Here is a 15,775-nt window from a genome sequence, read left to right on the forward strand (position 1 = left end):
TCCGACCAGACGTATGCCCTCCTCCCAGCGTGATCCATATCTCCACACGCCGCCCTATCGATTTCTCATATCCCCTGCGCCGATAATCCCACCGGCGCGCGCTCCAATCGCACCCCGAGCGCCCCCAGTTCCACGCGTTGCTCGCACTCCTCGCGCTGCCCCGAAGCCATGTCGCAAGCCCAGCGCCACGTCCCGCCCACGGCTCCGCGCCGCACGGCTCCGCACCGCCCGATCGACGCAGCCGCCCGATCGACACAGCTGCCCGGTCGAGGCAGCCACCCGATCGACGCAGCCGCCCGATCGACGCGGTCGCCGAGCCCGACCTCGATCACAACCCGCAGACCAGGACCACCGAGGAGAACCGGTGAACCTCAAGCAACTCGTCCGCCACTTAGCCGCGTTGGCCGCCGCCGTGCTGGTGGCCGGCCTGCTCGCCTTCTGCCGAGCCCCCGCCGCGGCCGCGGCGGCCGGTGGCGACGCGGCCTCCCTCGCCGCCGCCAACATCGGCAAGACCGCCGGTACGTGCGCCAACGACCCGACCCACAACAGCCTCGGCGGTTCCCAGTTCGAGCACAGCTGCTCCGGCGGCTACTCGGGCGGCCCCGAGTACTGGTGCGCCGACTTCGCCATGTGGGTCTGGGAGAACTCCGGCTTCTACACGGGCGGCCTGGACGCCGCCGCCGCGAGCTTCCAGACCTACGGGTTCAACAACGGCACCCAGCACACCTCGACCGCGTACGACCCGAAGCCGGGTGACGCCGTCGAGTACGGCAGCGTCTACGACTCCTCGATCCACCACGTCGGACTGGTGACCGCGGTGAACCCCGACGGCTCGATCACCACCGCCAACGGCGACTGGGACGGCACCACCGGCACCGGCTCGATGGCCGGCTTCGCGGTCAGCTCCCACGTGGCGTCCATCACCATATCCGCCTCCCAGAAGGCGGTCGGCGACGAGCCCGGCAGCGTGGACCCCGGCGACGGCTACTACATCGTCGGCTACACCACCCCCGTCGCCAGCGGCACCGGCAACAACCCGCCACCGGTCCCGGGCGGCAACCCGTACAGCCCGAGCCAGGTCTGCGGCAGCGGCTACGGCGTGATCGACTCGCACAGCCTCGGCAACGCCGTCGTCTTCCTGCTCTACGACTCCTCCACCGGCCGCAACTGCGTGACCACGCTGGCGGACGACCCGACCGGCGCGGCCTCGATGAGCTCCACCCTGGCGGTCCAGGGCGGGCCCTCCACCAGCGACTCGGGCAGCTACACCTACTACGCCGGCCCGGTCACCGAGTACGCCCCCAACTCCTGCGTGCAGTGGGGCGGTTCGTACGCCGGAAGCTCCTGGACCAGCGGCTGGGGCCACTGCGGCACCGGCTCCGGCGCCCCCGGACCGGTCGGCAGCAACGTCTACACCCCGACCCAGGTCTGCGGCAGCGGCTACGGCGTGATCGACTCGCACGGCCTGGGCGGCGCCACCGTCTACCTGCTGTACAACGGCTCCACCGGCCAGAACTGCGTCACCACGCTGGCCGCCGACCCCGGCGGCGCCGTCGCGATGAACGCCACCCTCGCCGTCCAGGGCGGCGCCTCGGCCGCCAACCCGGGCAACTTCACCTACTACGCCGGCCCGGTGACCGAATACGCCCCCAACTCCTGCGTGCAGTGGGGCGGTTCGTACGCCGGAAGCTCCTGGACCAGCAGCTGGGGCCACTGCGGCACCGGCTCCCCCACCCCCTCCCCCGCCACCGGCAACCCGTACACGGCCGGGCAGGTCTGCGGCAGCGGCTACTCGGTGATCGACACCCACAGCCTGGGCGACGCCGCCGTCTACCTCCTCTACGACGCCTCGACCGGCACCAACTGCGTCACCACGCTGGCCGCCGATCCCGGCGGCGCCGTCACGATGAACGCCACCCTCGCCGTCCAGGGCGGCGCCTCGGCCGCCAACCCGGGCAGCTTCACCTATTACGCCGGCCCGGTGCGCGAGTACGCCCCGGCCACCTGCGTGGAGTGGGGCGGCGCGTACGGCGGCGCCTCCTGGACCAGTGGCTGGTCGCACTGCGGCTGACCGGCCACCGACCCGCCGCCGGCACCCCAGCCGGATCCCCCGCACCCCACCCGGGTCCCCGGAGCCCCGCGCTCCGGGGACCCGGCGCGTTCACCGCTCCGCGGCCACACCACCTCCGAACACCGGGCACCGCCATGGACACCGCCACCGCCACCGCCACCGCCACCGCCACCGCCGGCGACACCACCACCGACGCCGCCACCGACACCCGCCCGTCCGCAGCCGCTGCGAGCCCGGGTTTCTGGCCCCGCGCCGAATCGTCTGTCATGCTGGGTGAAGTGTTTGTCCGGTTTGTACCTCTTGTACCGCTCGCAGCCCCGCAGGCGCACATCCGCCGCCCGGCGGACCAGCGCCATTTCGGCCAGCCTGTCCAAAACGGACTCCAGCCGTTCGCAGCTGCGGCACCGCAGCGACCGCAAGGTCGGCACGACCTGTTGCCGGGCCGCACTTCGGATTCTTCGCCAGCACGGGTCTGACCTCACAAGTCGGCGATTTGCCACGAGGTTGGATGAACGTACGATGACCACTACTACGCAACACGCGTAGAGTTCCTAGAACGTCCGTTTTGGCCTATTCCCCGTTTCCCTCGCACGGAGAACCACCTATGGACAATCTGTCCACCGCCGACTCCAGCGGCGCCATCGAGACCCGCGGCATCGAGCCCGTTCCGGACCACGAGCGCCACGGCCGGGTCCGGGAGCTCTTCCCGACCTGGGTCGCGGCCAACATCAGCGTGTTGCTGCTCACCATGGGTGCGGCCCTGGTGGTCTTCAACTCGCTGAACTTCTGGCAGGTCCTGGTCGTCGCCGCGTGCGCCGCGGTCGTCTCGTTCGGCCTGGTCGGAGTGCTCTCGGTCTCCGGCAAGTGGGGCGGCGCGCCCGGTGCCACGCTCTCCCGGGCGACCTTCGGGGTGCGCGGCAACCTGTTCCCCGGTGCCATCCTCTGGATCGCCCGGTTCGGCTGGGAGACGATCAACGCGGTCACCGGCGCCTACGCCGTGCTGACCGTGCTCAACCTGCTCTTCGGCATCAAGAGCAACGACGCACTCATCGTGGTCACCCTGCTGCTCTTCGTCGCCTGCACCTTCCTGGTCAGCGGCATGGGCCGCAAGGTGCTGAACATCTGCAACAAGTGGTCGACCTACCTGTTCGGCCTGTTCAGCGTGCTGGTGCTGGCCTACCTGGTGGCCACCATCCACTGGGGCGACGTCTTCGCCAAGCCCGCCGGGACGACCGCGATGATGGTCGCCGGTGTCGGCACGATCGCGGCCGGCGGCATCAGCTGGGTGCCCACCGGCCCCGACTTCACCCGCTACCTGCCGCACCGGGCCTCCGGCAAGCGGATCGTGGGCGCGACGGTGTCCGGCGCCGGCCTGGTGATGGTTCCGATGGTGCTGATGGGCGCCGTGATGGCGGTCGCCACCCCGGGGCTGGCCAAGGCCCAGGACCCGGTCTCCTTCCTCGGTGACCTGCTGCCGACCTGGCTGGCGGTGCCGTACCTGCTCACCGCCATCGTGGGCATGCTGCTGATCAACAGCCTGTCGATGTACTCGGCCGGTTTCACCGCCCAGACCATGGGTGTGAAGCTGCCGCGCGCCATGGCCGTGAGCATCAACGCGGTGATCTCGCTGGTCGCCGGCGGGCTGCTGATGCTGGTGGCCAGCAGCTTCCTCGGCTCCTTCATCACCTTCCTGATCCTGCTCGCGGTCTCCTTCTCCGCCTGGATCGGTGTCTACGCCGTCGACATGTACCGCCGCCGCTCCCGCGCGGTGCGCTACGACGCCGAGGCCCTGATGGACACCGGCCCCACCAGCCGCTACTGGTACGTCGGCGGCTTCTGCTGGCAGGCGATGACGGCCTGGGGCGTCGCGCTGCTCGCCGGTCTCAGCTTCACCAGCTGCGACTGGTTCTCCGGCCCGCTCTCCAGCACCCCGATCGGCAAGTACGGCCTCGGCTGGATGGCCACCATCGTGGTCTCCGCCGTGATCATGGCCGTCCTCCCGACCCCGCGCGAGAACGCCCCGGCCACCGCCGAGCCGACCCCGAGCGCCGCCGAGCGCGAGAAGGTCGCCGCGTAAGGCCCGGCCCCTTCCCGCCCGTTCCGCACCGGCACGGCTCCCCGGCACCCCTTGGTCGATCGCGTCCCGATCGGCCAAGGGGTGCCGTGCGTTCCCGCACAGGTCGGGACGTTCAGTGGGGGATCGCCCAGACCCGCTCGGGCAGGAAGTAGTACATGCCTTCCAGTCCCTCGGCGGGGATGAACACCGGCCGGGTGAGCAGGTGATCGCCCGCCCGCTGCACGTTGACGATCACGCCCAGGGTCTCCGAGCAGGGCACGCCCGCCGTCAGATAGGTGAGGTCGGGGTCGGGCTCACGCGCCTGCGCCCGGTCGAACAGCCACCGTTCCAGCACGGAGGGCACCTGGCCGACGAGAGCCCTGCCTTCGCCGTGGACCTGCGGGCCGCACAGGGCGTCGACGACGATGCCCCGCAGCCGCTCGCCCGCGAAACAGAGGAGCAGCCCGAGGTCGTCGCAGACTCGCACCTCGATCGCACCGGTGCTGCCGGGATCCCGACGGAGGCCACCGTCCCGCCCGGTTTCCGCCGCGACGACGCTCAGCGCCTTCGCGACCTCGTCGGGGCTCATGCCGAAGCGCAGCGGCCCCACGCTCACGAACGGCTCCAGCGTCCACTGCGGCCGCTCGTCGTCCGGCCGCAGCGGCCACCACCATTCGGACAGCGCCGCGGCGTCTATGCCAGCTCCTCAGCGAACTCGGTGAGCAGCTGCGCCAGCGCCTCGGGCGCCTCCAACTGCAGGGAGTGGCCGGCTCCTTCGACCACCTGGACGGCGCCGCGCCACAGCCGCGGCAGCTCCAGCGACTCCAGGTAGGCGAGGCTGACCAGCTGCTCCTCCCGGCCGTGCAGGACGGCCAGCGGGCGGTCGAGGCCGGCGGCTACGGCCACCTCGTCGGCGAACGCGCCCGCCGCCAGGCTCGCCGCCAGCCCGGCCCGGGCGGCGCCGTCGGTGGCGAGGATCTCCCGGGCGATCGGCTCCACCGGCAGCGCGGAACCGGGCGCCAGCTGGCCGGCCGCGTAGGCGCGGGCCTCCTCCGGGGTCACCTCGGCGGTGAAGCCCATGTTCACCAGGGGATTGGGCAGGAAGGCGACGGGCATCGCCGTCAGATCGGCCATCGGCGGCGTGCCGAACACGGCGAAGCCGGCGCAGCCGGTCAGCGCCGGGGCCGCCTCCAGCACGATGTGCCCGCCGAGGCTGTGACCGACCACCAGGGCGTCCTGGGCGTCCACGGCCGCGACGAACCGGACGAGCACCTCGGCATGGCCGGGCAGCGAGTAGCCGTCGCCCGAAGCGGCCGGAGCCGAACCGCCGTGCCCCGGCAGGTCGAGCGCCAGGCAGCGGTAGCGCTGCCCGAACGGCCCGTCCAGCAGCGCCTGCCAGGCCCGGGAGGACGAGGAGTTGCCGTGCACCAGCACCACCGCCCGCCCCCGGCCCGCACTTTGCCGGTAGGCGATCCGACGGCCGTCGAGGACAAGCGTGTTGAGTTCCACCGTGTCGGGTTCCACTCGGCATCCTTTGCGCGAAGACTGCGGTGAGAGGTGAGAAGCGAGCGAACAGGGCGCTCCACGCCCCTGGTTCGCCCGGTCGGACAGCAGCGTAGATCACGCCGTCCTCGCCGGCACTCGCTCTGCCCGGCAGGGCCTCAGCCGCCCCCGCCGCCCTCACGGACCGTCCGCCGGCCGCTCGATCGGTGAAGCGGCCACCGCCCGCACCTCCGACTCCGCTGCTGTGAAGCCCCGTCCGAAGCACCTCCCCGAACTGCCGGGAGCGGGTGGGCGTACCGTCGGTCCAGCCGGCGGACCGCCTTCCCGGCACCCTGGCCGAGTGCCGCAGCCGGCCCACTAGGATGACGCCCGGACGGGCCGCCAGGTCCGGCCACGCCATGGACGGCGCAAGGGGAGGAAACCGGTGCGAAACCGGTGCGGTCCCGCCACTGTGACCGCGGCCCGACCGGCCGCGGAAGTCAGGAACTCCCGTCGTCCTCCCCTCCCACCCGGGGCGCGGACCCCGAGGAAGGCCGCCGCATGATCCTGCTCCTGTCGACCTCCGACACCGACCTGCTCTCTGCCCGGGCCGCCAACGGCCCGGTCGGCTACCGGCTCGGCAACCCGGCCCGACTCCGCCCCGAGGACCTGCCGGAGCTGCTGGAGGGCACCGATCTGGTGGTGGTCCGGCTGCTCGGTGGCCGCCGCGCCTGGCAGGAGGGGCTGGACGCGCTGCTGGCCGGCCCGCGCCCGGTGATCGTGCTCAGTGGTGAACAGGCGCCGGACGCCCAGCTGATGGAACTCTCCACGGTGCCGGCCGGCCTGGCCGCCGAGGCGCACGCCTACCTGGCGCACGGCGGCGCGGCCAACCTGGCCGAGCTGGGCGCGTTCCTCTCCGACACCGTGCTGCTCACCGGCCACGGCTTCGCCCCGCCCGCCTCCGCCCCGGACTGGGGTCCGCTGGAGCGGACCGCGAAGGGCATCGAGGGCCCCACGGTGGCCGTCCTCTACTACCGCGCGCACCACATGAGCGGCAACACGGCCTTCGTCGAGGCGCTGTGCACGGCGATCGAGGAGGCGGGCGGTCAGGCCCGTCCGTACTTCTGCGCCTCGCTGCGCGGTGCGCCGCACGAGCTGCTGGCCGAACTCGGCCGCGCCGACGCGATCGTGACGACCGTGCTGGCGGCCGGCGGCACCCGGCCGGCCGAGGCGCAGGCCGGCGGCGACGAGGAGGCCTGGGACGCCGGCGCGCTGGCCGCCCTGGACCGCCCGATCCTGCAGGCGCTCTGCCTCACCTGGTCGCGCGAGCAGTGGGAGGGCAGCGACGACGGGCTGTCCCCGCTGGACACCGCCACCCAGGTCGCGGTGCCCGAGTTCGACGGCCGACTGATCACCGTGCCGTTCTCCTTCAAGGAGCTGGACGAGGACGGGCTGACCGTCTACGTGGCCGACCCGGAGCGCGCCGCCCGGGTCGCCGGGATCGCGGTCCGGAACGCCCGGCTGCGCCATGTCCCGCCCGCCGAGCGTCGGTTGGCGCTGATCCTGTCCGCCTACCCGACCAAGCACGCCCGGGTCGGCAACGCGGTCGGCCTGGACACCCCGGCGAGCGCCGCCCGGCTGCTCAACCGCCTCAAGGCGGAGGGCTGGGACCTGGGGGACGGGTTCCCGGGCATGGAGCCGTCCGAGGGCGAGCACGAGGGCGACGCCCTCATCAAGGCCCTGATCGACGCCGGCGGTTACGACCAGGACTGGCTGACCGAGGACCAGTTGGCCCGCAACCCGGTGCGCATCCCGGCCGCCGACTACCGCCGCTGGTACGCCACGCTGCCCGCGGCGCTGCGCGAGCAGGTCGAGGAGCACTGGGGCCCGGCGCCCGGCGAGCTCTACCTGGACCGCACCCACAACCCGGACGGCGACATCGTGTTGGCCGCCATGCGGGCCGGCAACCTGCTGGTGCTGGTGCAGCCGCCGCGCGGTTTCGGCGCCAACCCGGTGGCCATCTACCACGATCCGGACCTGCCGCCCAGCCACCACTACCTGGCCGCCTACCGCTGGATCGCCGCCGCGCGGTCCGACGGCGGCTTCGGTGCCGATGCGATCGTGCACCTGGGCAAGCACGGCAACCTGGAGTGGCTGCCTGGCAAGACGGCCGCACTGTCCGCCGAGTGCGGCCCGGACGCGGCGCTCGGCGACGTGCCGCTGATCTACCCGTTCCTGGTGAACGACCCGGGCGAGGGCACCCAGGCCAAGCGCCGCGCGCACGCCACCCTGGTCGACCACCTGGTGCCGCCGATGGCCCGCGCCGACTCCTACGGCGACATCGCCCGGCTCGAGCAACTGCTGGACGAGCACTCCAACATCGCCGCGATGGACCCGGCCAAGCTCCCCGCGATCCGGGCGCAGATCTGGACCCTGATCCAGGCCGCCAAGCTGGACCACGACCTGGGTCTGGACGAGCGCCCGGAGGACGACGGCTTCGACGACTTCCTGCTGCACGTCGACGGCTGGCTCTGCGAGGTGAAGGACGCGCAGATCCGCGACGGCCTGCACGTGCTGGGTCAGGCGCCGACCGGTGAGGAGCGCGTCAACCTGGTGCTGTCGATCCTGAGGGCACGTCAGATCTGGGGCGGCGTCAGCGCCTTGCCGGGTCTGCGGGAGGCGCTGGGCCTGGACGAGGCGTCACTGAGGCTCGGCGCCACCGACGCGGCCGAGGCCAGGGCCCGCGAGCTGGTCGAGGCGATGGAGGCGGCCGACTGGGCGCCGGAGGCCGTCGAGCGGGTCGCCGAGGGCCTGCCGGCCGAGGTCGCCCGGGTGCTGGACTTCGCCGCCCGCCAGGTGGTGCCCCGACTCGCCTCCACCACCGACGAGTTGGACGCCGTGATCCACGCCCTGGGCGGCGGCTTCGTGCCGGCCGGGCCGTCCGGTTCGCCGCTGCGCGGGCTGGTCAACGTGCTGCCCACCGGCCGCAACTTCTACTCGGTGGACCCGAAGGCGGTGCCCAGCCGGCTCGCCTGGGAGACCGGTCAGGCGCTGGCCGCCTCGCTGGTCGAGCGCTACCAGGCCGACAACGACGGCGCGTTCCCGCCCTCGGTGGGCCTGTCGCTCTGGGGCACCAGCGCGATGCGCACCGCGGGTGACGACATCGCCGAGGCCTTCGCACTGCTCGGCGTCCGGCCGGTCTGGGACGACGCCTCGCGCCGGGTGACCGGCCTGGAGGCCATCCCACTGGCCGAGTTGGGCCGCCCCCGGATCGACGTGACGCTGCGCATCTCCGGCTTCTTCCGGGACGCCTTCCCACACGTGGTGGCGCTGCTGGACGACGCGGTGCTGCTGGCCGCCGGCCAGCAGGAGGCCGGGGCGGACAACTTCGTGCGCGCCCACGTGCAGGCGGACCTGGCCGAGCACGGTGACGAACGGCGGGCCACGGTCCGGGTGTTCGGCTCCCGCCCGGGCACCTACGGCGCCGGTCTGCTGCAACTGATCGACAGCCGGGACTGGCGCACCGACGCCGACCTGGCCGAGGTCTACACGGTCTGGGGCGGCTACGCCTACGGCCGCGGACTGAACGGCCGGCCGGCCCGGGAGGAGATGGAGACCGCCTACCGGCGGATCACGGTGGCGGCCAAGAACACCGACACCCGCGAGCACGACATCGCCGACTCGGACGACTACTTCCAGTACCACGGTGGCATGGTGGCGACCGTCCGGGCGCTGACCGGCTCGGCGCCTGCGGCCTACATCGGCGACTCGACCCGCCCGGAGACGGTGCGCACCCGCACCCTGACCGAGGAGGCGGCCCGGGTGTTCCGGGCCCGGGTGGTCAATCCGCGCTGGCTGGAGGCGATGCGGCGGCACGGCTACAAGGGCGCCTTCGAGATGGCCGCCACCGTGGACTACCTGTTCGGCTACGACGCGACCACCGGCGTGGTGGCGGACTGGATGTACGAGCGGCTGACCCAGGAGTACGTGCTGGATCCGGTGAACCGCGAGTTCCTCACCACCGCCAACCCCTGGGCCCTGCACGGCATCAGCGAGCGGCTGCTGGAGGCCGCCGAGCGCGGCCTGTGGGCCGAGCCCGACCCCGCCCTGCTGGCCCAGCTCCAGGCCGCCTTCCTGGAGTCGGAGGGCGACCTGGAGGGTGACGATCCGAGCTGACCCGGCTCGTCAACTCGACCTGGGGTGGCGATGCTTCGGCATTGCCACCCCAGCCGTTTTCATATCGTCACGCTATTTCCGACTCCCTTGATTCGCATCCTGACCGGCCCGTATAACACCGTATGCGGATCGATTTCCGCTCCGCTCCGGGTCGACCTTAGGACCTCCCATGCGCATGAACCGGCCCTTCCTCGCCCTTCTCGTCGCGGCCAGCGCCCTGACCCTGGGCGCCGTCACCCAGCCGGCCCAGGCCGGTGACCTGGGCGCCTCCCGTAGTCCGGCGCAGCCCGCCGCGCGGCCGTCGTCCGATCCGGCCGCCGGCCGGATCGTCATCGACGTCTCCTCGCCCGACCAGATCCCGGGCGTCGGATCGCATGCGAGCGCCGTCCCGGCCGGAGTGGACTCGACGAGGATCACCTACCGCACCAAGGCGTTCACCAACAACGACGGCGGCCAGTGTCTGGACGGCGACCGCAACACGATCCCCAACAACGGCGCCAAGGTCCAGCTCTGGGCCTGCAACGGCTGGGACAACCAGAGCTGGTACTGGACGCCGGTCGCGGGCCTCCCCTCCGGGTCCTACACGCTGCAGAACGGCGAGGCCATGCAGTGCCTGGACGGCGACACCAACACCATCCCCAACAACGGCGCCAAGGTCCAGCTCTGGGCCTGCAACGGCTGGACCAACCAGACCTGGCTCTGGAACGGCTCCACGCTGCGGAACTCCGACAGGGGCGAGTGCCTGGACGGCGACACCAACACGATCGGCAACAACGGCGCCAAGGTCCAGCTCTGGGCCTGCAACGGCTGGCCCAACCAGAGCTGGACGTTCCACTGATGACTCACGTCATCGCCGCCATGACCTACGATGACGCCGGAAAGTACCGCGGCAGCGACTTCCTGGGGGCAGACAAGCTCCCGCAGTTTCAGTCGTACCGCGACATCGCCATGGCCCATGCCGAGCCTTTTGCAGCCTGGTGGGCAAGATACGGCGAGTGAAAAGGTCAGAGCTGGGCACGGCGCTGCGGGCGCTTCGGCAGGCATCCGGAAAGGAAGCCAAAACCGTCGCCCGCGGCGCCGTCATGTCCACCAGCAAGCTAAGCAAGATCGAGACCGGCCGTGTCGCCCCCACTGTTATCGATGTGGAGCGGATCCTTACGGCGATCGGCGTGTCCGAGGCCGTCAAGGCCGAGTACATGGCCGCCGCACGCGTAGAGGCCACCGAGACCACCGCGTGGCGCATGTATCGACGCCTCGGATACCACCGCAAGCAGCAGCAGATCAAGGCCCTTGATGAGACCATGGCGCTGCTGCGGCTATTTCAGCCCTCCCTGGTTCCTGGGCTCCTCCAAACGCCCGAGTACGCTCGCGCGGTATTTGCCAGGAAGAACCTCACTGAGGATCAGCTACTCAAGGCGGTTTCCGGAAGGCTTGAAAGGCAGGGAGTCATCTATGACACGAGCAAGACTCTGCGGTTCATCATCACCGAGTCCGTGCTCAGATGGCGTTTGCTACCGGCTGCCATGCTGGCCGGCCAGTTGGACAGACTCATCTCCGCATCTCGTTTGCCGAACGTAGACATTCGCGTAGTCCCACTCGCCGTACCGCAACAGGACGCGCCCGGACATTCCTTCACCATCCGCGATGATCGCGTCGTCACTGTGGAGACAGTCCACGCCGAGATCACGATCACGGATCCGCGAGACGTTGGCCTCTACGTCCAGAAGTTCGACGGCTTCTGGACCTCGGCACTGTCCGATGGCAATATGCGGCATGCGGTGGCGGCGATCAGAGACGAGTTCTTGCGCGAACAGGAAATCACCTAGGAAGAAACTCACTCAAGCCCTACCTTGAGCTCTCGACAGGGAAAGCACAAGCGTCAGGGGAGCTGGCCATGCCCACAGCGAGAAGCGGCAGCGATGGCGAGCGCGTTGCCGAGCAGCGACAGCACGACCGGCGCCCCCGACGGCCCGTCAGTGCGGCTCATATGGCTGCCATACAGGCGCTGATCGCGAACGGGTCACTCACCTCGGACTGGCTGGCGGCCTACCATGCCGTCCCGCGCCACCTGTTCGTGCCGGACACCATCTGGCCCGGCCACGCGGACGGAGTGTGCCAGGGCGAGGCCGTCAACCGCCGCAGCGACCCGGCCGGGTGGTGGCACGCCGTCTACTCGGACGTCCCGCTCACCACGCAGTGGGACGACGGCGAACACACCGGGGACGTCCGAGGCACCATGCCCACATCGTCCAACTCCCAGCCGACCATGGTGTTTTCCATGCTGGCGGCCCTGGATGTCGACGACGGCCACCGAGTGCTGGAGGTCGGCAGCGGCACCGGGTGGAACGCCGCCCTGCTGGCCCACCGCCTCGGCTCGGAGAACGTGGTCACGGTGGAGGTGGACGAGCAGAGCGCCGCCGGCGCGCGACGTCGCCTCACGCGGGCCGGGTACTCTCCCACGTCCGTGGTCGGCGACGGATCCGATGGTTTCGCCGGCGGCGCGCCGTTCGATCGCGTGATCGCCACCTGCTCGGTCCGCCGAGTGCCCTACGCCTGGGTGGCGCAGTCCCGCCCGGGCGCCGTCATCGTCACCCCCTGGGCCCCCGAGTACGGCGGGGAAGCGGTGGTCCGCCTGGTGGTCGACGACAACGGGACGGCGAGCGGCCGGTTTGTCGGGTCGTCCGCCTTCATGCGGCTCCGCCAGCAGCGGAGTGCCCGGCCAAGCAGCCTGGAGTACCTGTCCGGCCCCTGGCCCGCAGATGCGGTGAAGTCGTCGACTGCGCTGTCTCCGGAGGACGTTGGCAGCTGGCCGGCCATGTTCGCCGTCGGTGTGCAGGTGCCCGAGGCATTCCCGCTGACCGAGCGGTACGGCGACGGCACGTACACGCTGTGGCTGCACGACACGGACATCACGTCGTGGGCCACGGCCGACTGGGAACCCGGCCGAACCGCCTACGAGGTGTACCAGTCCGGCCCCCGGAACCTCTGGGACGATGTGGAAGCGGCCTGGCGTTGGTGGGACGGCCACGGACGTCCCGGCTTCGAACGGTTCGGCCTCACCGTGACCCCGGACCACCAGACGGTGTGGCTGGACGGCCCGGGCAACCCGGTCCCGCTCCGGGGCTGACCCCAGGAGCTGCCCGTGCGCCGTACGGCGGGAGCGCCGGCCCGTTGGCGGGCGGCGCTCCCGCGCTGGTTCTCCCGGCCGCTCTCTCCCCCGCACCTGGTGCTGAGCGACCTCGCGGGGGGCGCCGGCTGCATCGTCAGCGCCCCCGTCTACTGCCCGTGCGCCAACCGACGGCGCACGCCTCTGCGCCCACGCTGTGGACGAAACGAGGTTCTGGTGCCGTGACTTCGTGGACCTGGGGGCGGCTACGCCACGGGCGGCGGGGAGCTGACTCCCTCGCACAGGGTGACCACGCACGCCTTGCCGCCGCCGTCCGGCTCCCAGCGGGACTCATGCGCGAGCAGCCCCACGAGAGGCAGGCCGCGCCCGCTCTCCACCAGCCCCGCCGGGTCTGGCATCTCCGCTCTACTCGGCGGCACGGAAGGGCAGTTGTCCGCCACGCGGAGTTCCAGGTAACGGTTGCCGTCCGCGTCATGCCAGCAGCCCCCGACGGTGACGGTCAACTCCGTGGCGGCCTTGACAGCGTTGGTCGTCAACTCGCTGACGAGGAGTTCCACCGTCAGGGTGTCAACCCAGCCCCGCTCCTGGGCGGCCGCTATGGCGAAGGCTCGGGCTGCCGCCACATTCGCGGCGGTGGCCGCGAACGTTCGAGTCTCACACTGCGGCAGGTCGACACTGCGCATGACCCCTCCAGTCGCACGGCGAGGCCACGCCTAGCCGCACACATTTTCGGAACTCAACGTAACAACACCGTTGCTGTACGTGATGCCCCGAGTGTGGACTCGAGCGCGCCGAACTTCAAGTCAATCGCTTCAAAAGATTGACATCGTGTCCTGACCTACGCCCGGCACGTTGCACCTGCCGACGACTCGGCAGCACACTGACGCTGCACCAGAAGGGAGAGCCCGATGCCAGGTCCGGCGCGCAAGACCATCTCAGCGATCAACCTCGAAACCCTGGGAGCCGAGCTGAGGGCGATTCGGGGCACGAGGGCTGCGAGAGACGTCGGCAAGGCGGCCCGGATGGACCCCGGTTACCTGAGCCGGGTCGAGAAGGGCCAGCAGAAGATCGGCCACAGGTCGCTCGTCAAACTGCTGGACTTCTACGAGGTCGACGGCGATCTGCGGGAGCGCCTTCTGGGCCTCATCGCCGACGACCGAGTGCTCGCATGGTGGTCGAAGTACGGTTCACTCGTGCCTCCTGAGCTGCAACGCCGCGTAGCCCTTGAGGCCGAAGCCTGTCTCTTGGAGGAGCTCACTGGGGACACCTTCGGGCTTCTGTTCCAGCGGCGGGCCTACGCCCGGGAGATCATCGAGAACTCGATCCAGGTACCGGGCCCTGACGAGATCGAGTCCTGGCTCGACTTCCGCGAGGAACGCCAACGGCGGCTCCAGGGGCCCGATCCGCTGCACGTGCACAGCTTCTTCGAAGAGGAAGCACTTGCCAGCTCAGCGGTACCGGAAATCATGGTGGATCAGCTGGAGCACCTTCTGACGGTTGCCAGCTTGGGGCACATCACGCTCCAGATGATCCCGCGAGCCGCCGGCAGGCCGGGCAAAGTGAAGCACGGGCCGGATCGCTTGACGTTCCCGGGTGAGGACTCTCCCCAGCACTTCTTCTCCGAAGGCTTCGGCGCCCTCTATGTGCGCGAGCCCGACTTGCACGCGCGGGCCTTCCAGCGCATCCTCAACAGGATCAAGGAGTTGGCGCTGAGCCCGGATGATACCGTCACAGCAATCAAAGGCCGACTGAAAGAGGTCACTGATGGAGCGGCATGACCCCTATGCCAACGATGAGTTGACCAGCATTCAGGGCTGGGGAACGCCGAAGGCTTCGGCCAATGGCGCCCAGTGCGTCGACCTCATCGAGTTCCCCAACGGCGACATCATGGTCCGCGACACCAAACGCCCAGACCTCGCCCCGCTCGCGTTCGACAAGCGTGAGCGCACCGCCGTCCTCCTGTCCGTCCTGCTCGGCAATGACGAGCGCTTCTACCTCGACGAGGAGGAGCGCCTGGCAGTCCTGGACGCCGTGAAGACCGGCGACGTGGCCACCGCCCTCGCCAAGCTCAAGGACCTCGCCAGCGCCTGAGTCCCGGGCCGAGAACCCGCGAAGCCCTCTGGACACCGCATCCAGAGGGCTTCGCCAGTGATCACGCCCGCAAGCCCGAGCCGCTGCCACCCCGCTACCCCGCGATTAGTGCGTACCGCTCGTCATCCACGGCCCTTCCCCACAACGCGTCTTCGCCCGACAGCTCCACCACGCGCACCGGCAGGCCCAGCTCGGTCACCGACTCGGCCAGTCGCTCCGCTCCGACGCCACCGCCCCAGGGCAGCGCGGCCGCGCCCGGCACGTAGGGCACCGGCTCGGCGGGCTGCCGCCAGCGGCCCTCGATCAGCACCAACCGGCCGCCGGGGCGCAGCCGTTCGGTCCAGCCGCGCAGTGCGGCGGCCGGGTCGGGCAGGGTCCAGAGCAGGTGGCGGGCCAGCACCGCGTCGAACTTCCGGTCGCCGGTGGGCGGTTCGGCGGCGTCGCCGATCAGGAAGGTACCGTCGAGCCCGGCGGCGGCGAACTTGGCGCGGGCCCGCGCGGCCATGGCGGGCGCGCAGTCCACCCCGGTCACCCGGTGACCGGCCTCGGCGGCGAGCTGTGCCAGCGAGCCGGTGCCGCAGCCCGCGTCCAGCACTTCGCCGGGGGCGGCGGGCAGCCAGTCGGCCAGCCGCGCGGCCCAAGCGGCCCTGGTGGCGGCGGCACGCAGGCCGTGGTCGGGCTCCTGGTCGAACGAAGGGGCGGCGGCGTCCCAGTAGTCCGCGATGTTGCTCCGCAAGGTGGTCATCCGCCGATCGTGGCAGTCACCACTGAC

Annotated in this window: 14 protein-coding genes and 1 riboswitch; of the genes, 10 read left to right on the plus strand and 4 right to left on the minus strand. The window is 70.9% G+C overall.

Going from position 1 to position 15,775, the window contains the following annotated elements:
- The first annotated feature begins 364 nt into the window (after nucleotides 1-364).
- The 3 genes from LN042_RS08890 to LN042_RS08900 all read left to right on the plus strand — a co-directional run bounded on the left by LN042_RS08890 (nucleotide 365) and on the right by LN042_RS08900 (nucleotide 4,148).
- The gene (locus LN042_RS08890) at nucleotides 365-2,071 is read left to right on the plus strand and encodes a CHAP domain-containing protein (protein WP_230050174.1); all 1,707 of its coding nucleotides are present in this window, start codon (nucleotides 365-367) and stop codon (nucleotides 2,069-2,071) included.
- A gap of 134 nt (nucleotides 2,072-2,205) precedes the next feature.
- Nucleotides 2,206-2,547, plus strand: coding sequence for a hypothetical protein (locus LN042_RS08895; protein WP_230050175.1), 342 nt, complete (start codon nucleotides 2,206-2,208; stop codon nucleotides 2,545-2,547).
- A 128-nt stretch (nucleotides 2,548-2,675) separates the two neighbouring features.
- The gene (locus LN042_RS08900) at nucleotides 2,676-4,148 is read left to right on the plus strand and encodes a purine-cytosine permease family protein (protein ID WP_230050177.1); all 1,473 of its coding nucleotides are present in this window, start codon (nucleotides 2,676-2,678) and stop codon (nucleotides 4,146-4,148) included.
- Between the two features lie 112 nt (nucleotides 4,149-4,260).
- Here LN042_RS08900 and LN042_RS08905 read toward each other — a convergent pair whose 3' ends face one another.
- The gene (locus LN042_RS08905; RefSeq protein WP_230050179.1) at nucleotides 4,261-4,737 is read right to left on the minus strand and encodes a hypothetical protein; all 477 of its coding nucleotides are present in this window, start codon (nucleotides 4,735-4,737) and stop codon (nucleotides 4,261-4,263) included.
- Between the two features lie 83 nt (nucleotides 4,738-4,820).
- On the minus strand, nucleotides 4,821-5,651 hold the full coding sequence (locus LN042_RS08910; RefSeq protein ID WP_230050182.1) for an alpha/beta fold hydrolase: 831 nt from the start codon (nucleotides 5,649-5,651) through the stop codon (nucleotides 4,821-4,823).
- A gap of 393 nt (nucleotides 5,652-6,044) precedes the next feature.
- Nucleotides 6,045-6,119: riboswitch (cobalamin riboswitch) on the plus strand.
- 51 nt (nucleotides 6,120-6,170) lie between these two features.
- Here LN042_RS08910 and cobN point away from each other — a divergent pair.
- The 5 genes from cobN (at nucleotide 6,171) to LN042_RS08935 (ending at nucleotide 12,912) form a co-directional block, all read left to right on the plus strand.
- Nucleotides 6,171-9,785, plus strand: a complete 3,615-nt coding sequence (gene cobN, locus LN042_RS08915; protein ID WP_230050183.1) for a cobaltochelatase subunit CobN — start codon at nucleotides 6,171-6,173, stop codon at nucleotides 9,783-9,785.
- 169 nt (nucleotides 9,786-9,954) lie between these two features.
- On the plus strand, nucleotides 9,955-10,623 hold the full coding sequence (locus LN042_RS08920; RefSeq protein ID WP_230050185.1) for an RICIN domain-containing protein: 669 nt from the start codon (nucleotides 9,955-9,957) through the stop codon (nucleotides 10,621-10,623).
- Nucleotides 10,623-10,784, plus strand: coding sequence for a hypothetical protein (locus LN042_RS08925; RefSeq protein WP_230050187.1), 162 nt, complete (start codon nucleotides 10,623-10,625; stop codon nucleotides 10,782-10,784). The genes LN042_RS08920 and LN042_RS08925 overlap by 1 nt, the downstream gene beginning before the upstream one ends.
- Nucleotides 10,781-11,611: a helix-turn-helix domain-containing protein gene (locus LN042_RS08930; protein ID WP_230050189.1), complete on the plus strand. Its 831-nt coding sequence runs from the start codon at nucleotides 10,781-10,783 to the stop codon at nucleotides 11,609-11,611. The genes LN042_RS08925 and LN042_RS08930 overlap by 4 nt, the downstream gene beginning before the upstream one ends.
- Before the next feature lie 161 nt (nucleotides 11,612-11,772).
- Entirely contained in the window at nucleotides 11,773-12,912 is a 1,140-nt protein-coding gene (locus tag LN042_RS08935) for a methyltransferase domain-containing protein (RefSeq protein WP_230050191.1), read from the plus strand.
- Nucleotides 12,913-13,157: 245 nt separating this feature from the next.
- On the opposite strand, the gene LN042_RS08940 is transcribed toward LN042_RS08935, so the two are convergent.
- Nucleotides 13,158-13,595: an ATP-binding protein gene (locus tag LN042_RS08940; protein WP_230050193.1), complete on the minus strand. Its 438-nt coding sequence runs from the start codon at nucleotides 13,593-13,595 to the stop codon at nucleotides 13,158-13,160.
- A 225-nt stretch (nucleotides 13,596-13,820) separates the two neighbouring features.
- Between LN042_RS08940 and LN042_RS08945 the strand changes: the two genes are divergently transcribed.
- Together LN042_RS08945 and LN042_RS08950 are read left to right on the plus strand one after the other, a co-directional pair.
- Nucleotides 13,821-14,690: a helix-turn-helix domain-containing protein gene (locus LN042_RS08945; RefSeq protein ID WP_230050195.1), complete on the plus strand. Its 870-nt coding sequence runs from the start codon at nucleotides 13,821-13,823 to the stop codon at nucleotides 14,688-14,690.
- Nucleotides 14,677-15,003: a DUF397 domain-containing protein gene (locus LN042_RS08950; RefSeq protein ID WP_230050197.1), complete on the plus strand. Its 327-nt coding sequence runs from the start codon at nucleotides 14,677-14,679 to the stop codon at nucleotides 15,001-15,003. Before LN042_RS08945 ends, LN042_RS08950 begins: the two co-directional genes overlap by 14 nt.
- A gap of 94 nt (nucleotides 15,004-15,097) precedes the next feature.
- Here LN042_RS08950 and LN042_RS08955 read toward each other — a convergent pair whose 3' ends face one another.
- A complete protein-coding gene (locus LN042_RS08955; RefSeq protein ID WP_230050199.1) occupies nucleotides 15,098-15,748 on the minus strand; it encodes a class I SAM-dependent methyltransferase in 651 nt (216 codons plus the stop codon).
- Between the last annotated feature and the right edge of the window lie 27 nt (nucleotides 15,749-15,775).

This window comes from Kitasatospora humi (assembly GCF_020907985.1).
GTDB lineage: Bacteria > Actinomycetota > Actinomycetes > Streptomycetales > Streptomycetaceae > Kitasatospora > Kitasatospora humi.

What these genes read in the sequence shown, in the direction of transcription:
- LN042_RS08925 (WP_230050187.1), top strand. Translation starts at nt 10,623, where the DNA reads ATGACTCACGTCATCGCCGCCATGACCTACGATGACGCCGGAAAGTAC.
- cobN (WP_230050183.1), top strand. Translation starts at nt 6,171, where the DNA reads ATGATCCTGCTCCTGTCGACCTCCGACACCGACCTGCTCTCTGCCCGG.
- LN042_RS08895 (WP_230050175.1), top strand. Translation starts at nt 2,206, where the DNA reads ATGGACACCGCCACCGCCACCGCCACCGCCACCGCCACCGCCGGCGAC.
- LN042_RS08900 (WP_230050177.1), top strand. Translation starts at nt 2,676, where the DNA reads ATGGACAATCTGTCCACCGCCGACTCCAGCGGCGCCATCGAGACCCGC.
- LN042_RS08940 (WP_230050193.1), bottom strand. Translation starts at nt 13,595, where the DNA reads ATGCGCAGTGTCGACCTGCCGCAGTGTGAGACTCGAACGTTCGCGGCC.
- LN042_RS08955 (WP_230050199.1), bottom strand. Translation starts at nt 15,748, where the DNA reads ATGACCACCTTGCGGAGCAACATCGCGGACTACTGGGACGCCGCCGCC.
- LN042_RS08935 (WP_230050191.1), top strand. Translation starts at nt 11,773, where the DNA reads ATGGCTGCCATACAGGCGCTGATCGCGAACGGGTCACTCACCTCGGAC.
- LN042_RS08920 (WP_230050185.1), top strand. Translation starts at nt 9,955, where the DNA reads ATGCGCATGAACCGGCCCTTCCTCGCCCTTCTCGTCGCGGCCAGCGCC.
- LN042_RS08950 (WP_230050197.1), top strand. Translation starts at nt 14,677, where the DNA reads ATGGAGCGGCATGACCCCTATGCCAACGATGAGTTGACCAGCATTCAG.
- LN042_RS08945 (WP_230050195.1), top strand. Translation starts at nt 13,821, where the DNA reads ATGCCAGGTCCGGCGCGCAAGACCATCTCAGCGATCAACCTCGAAACC.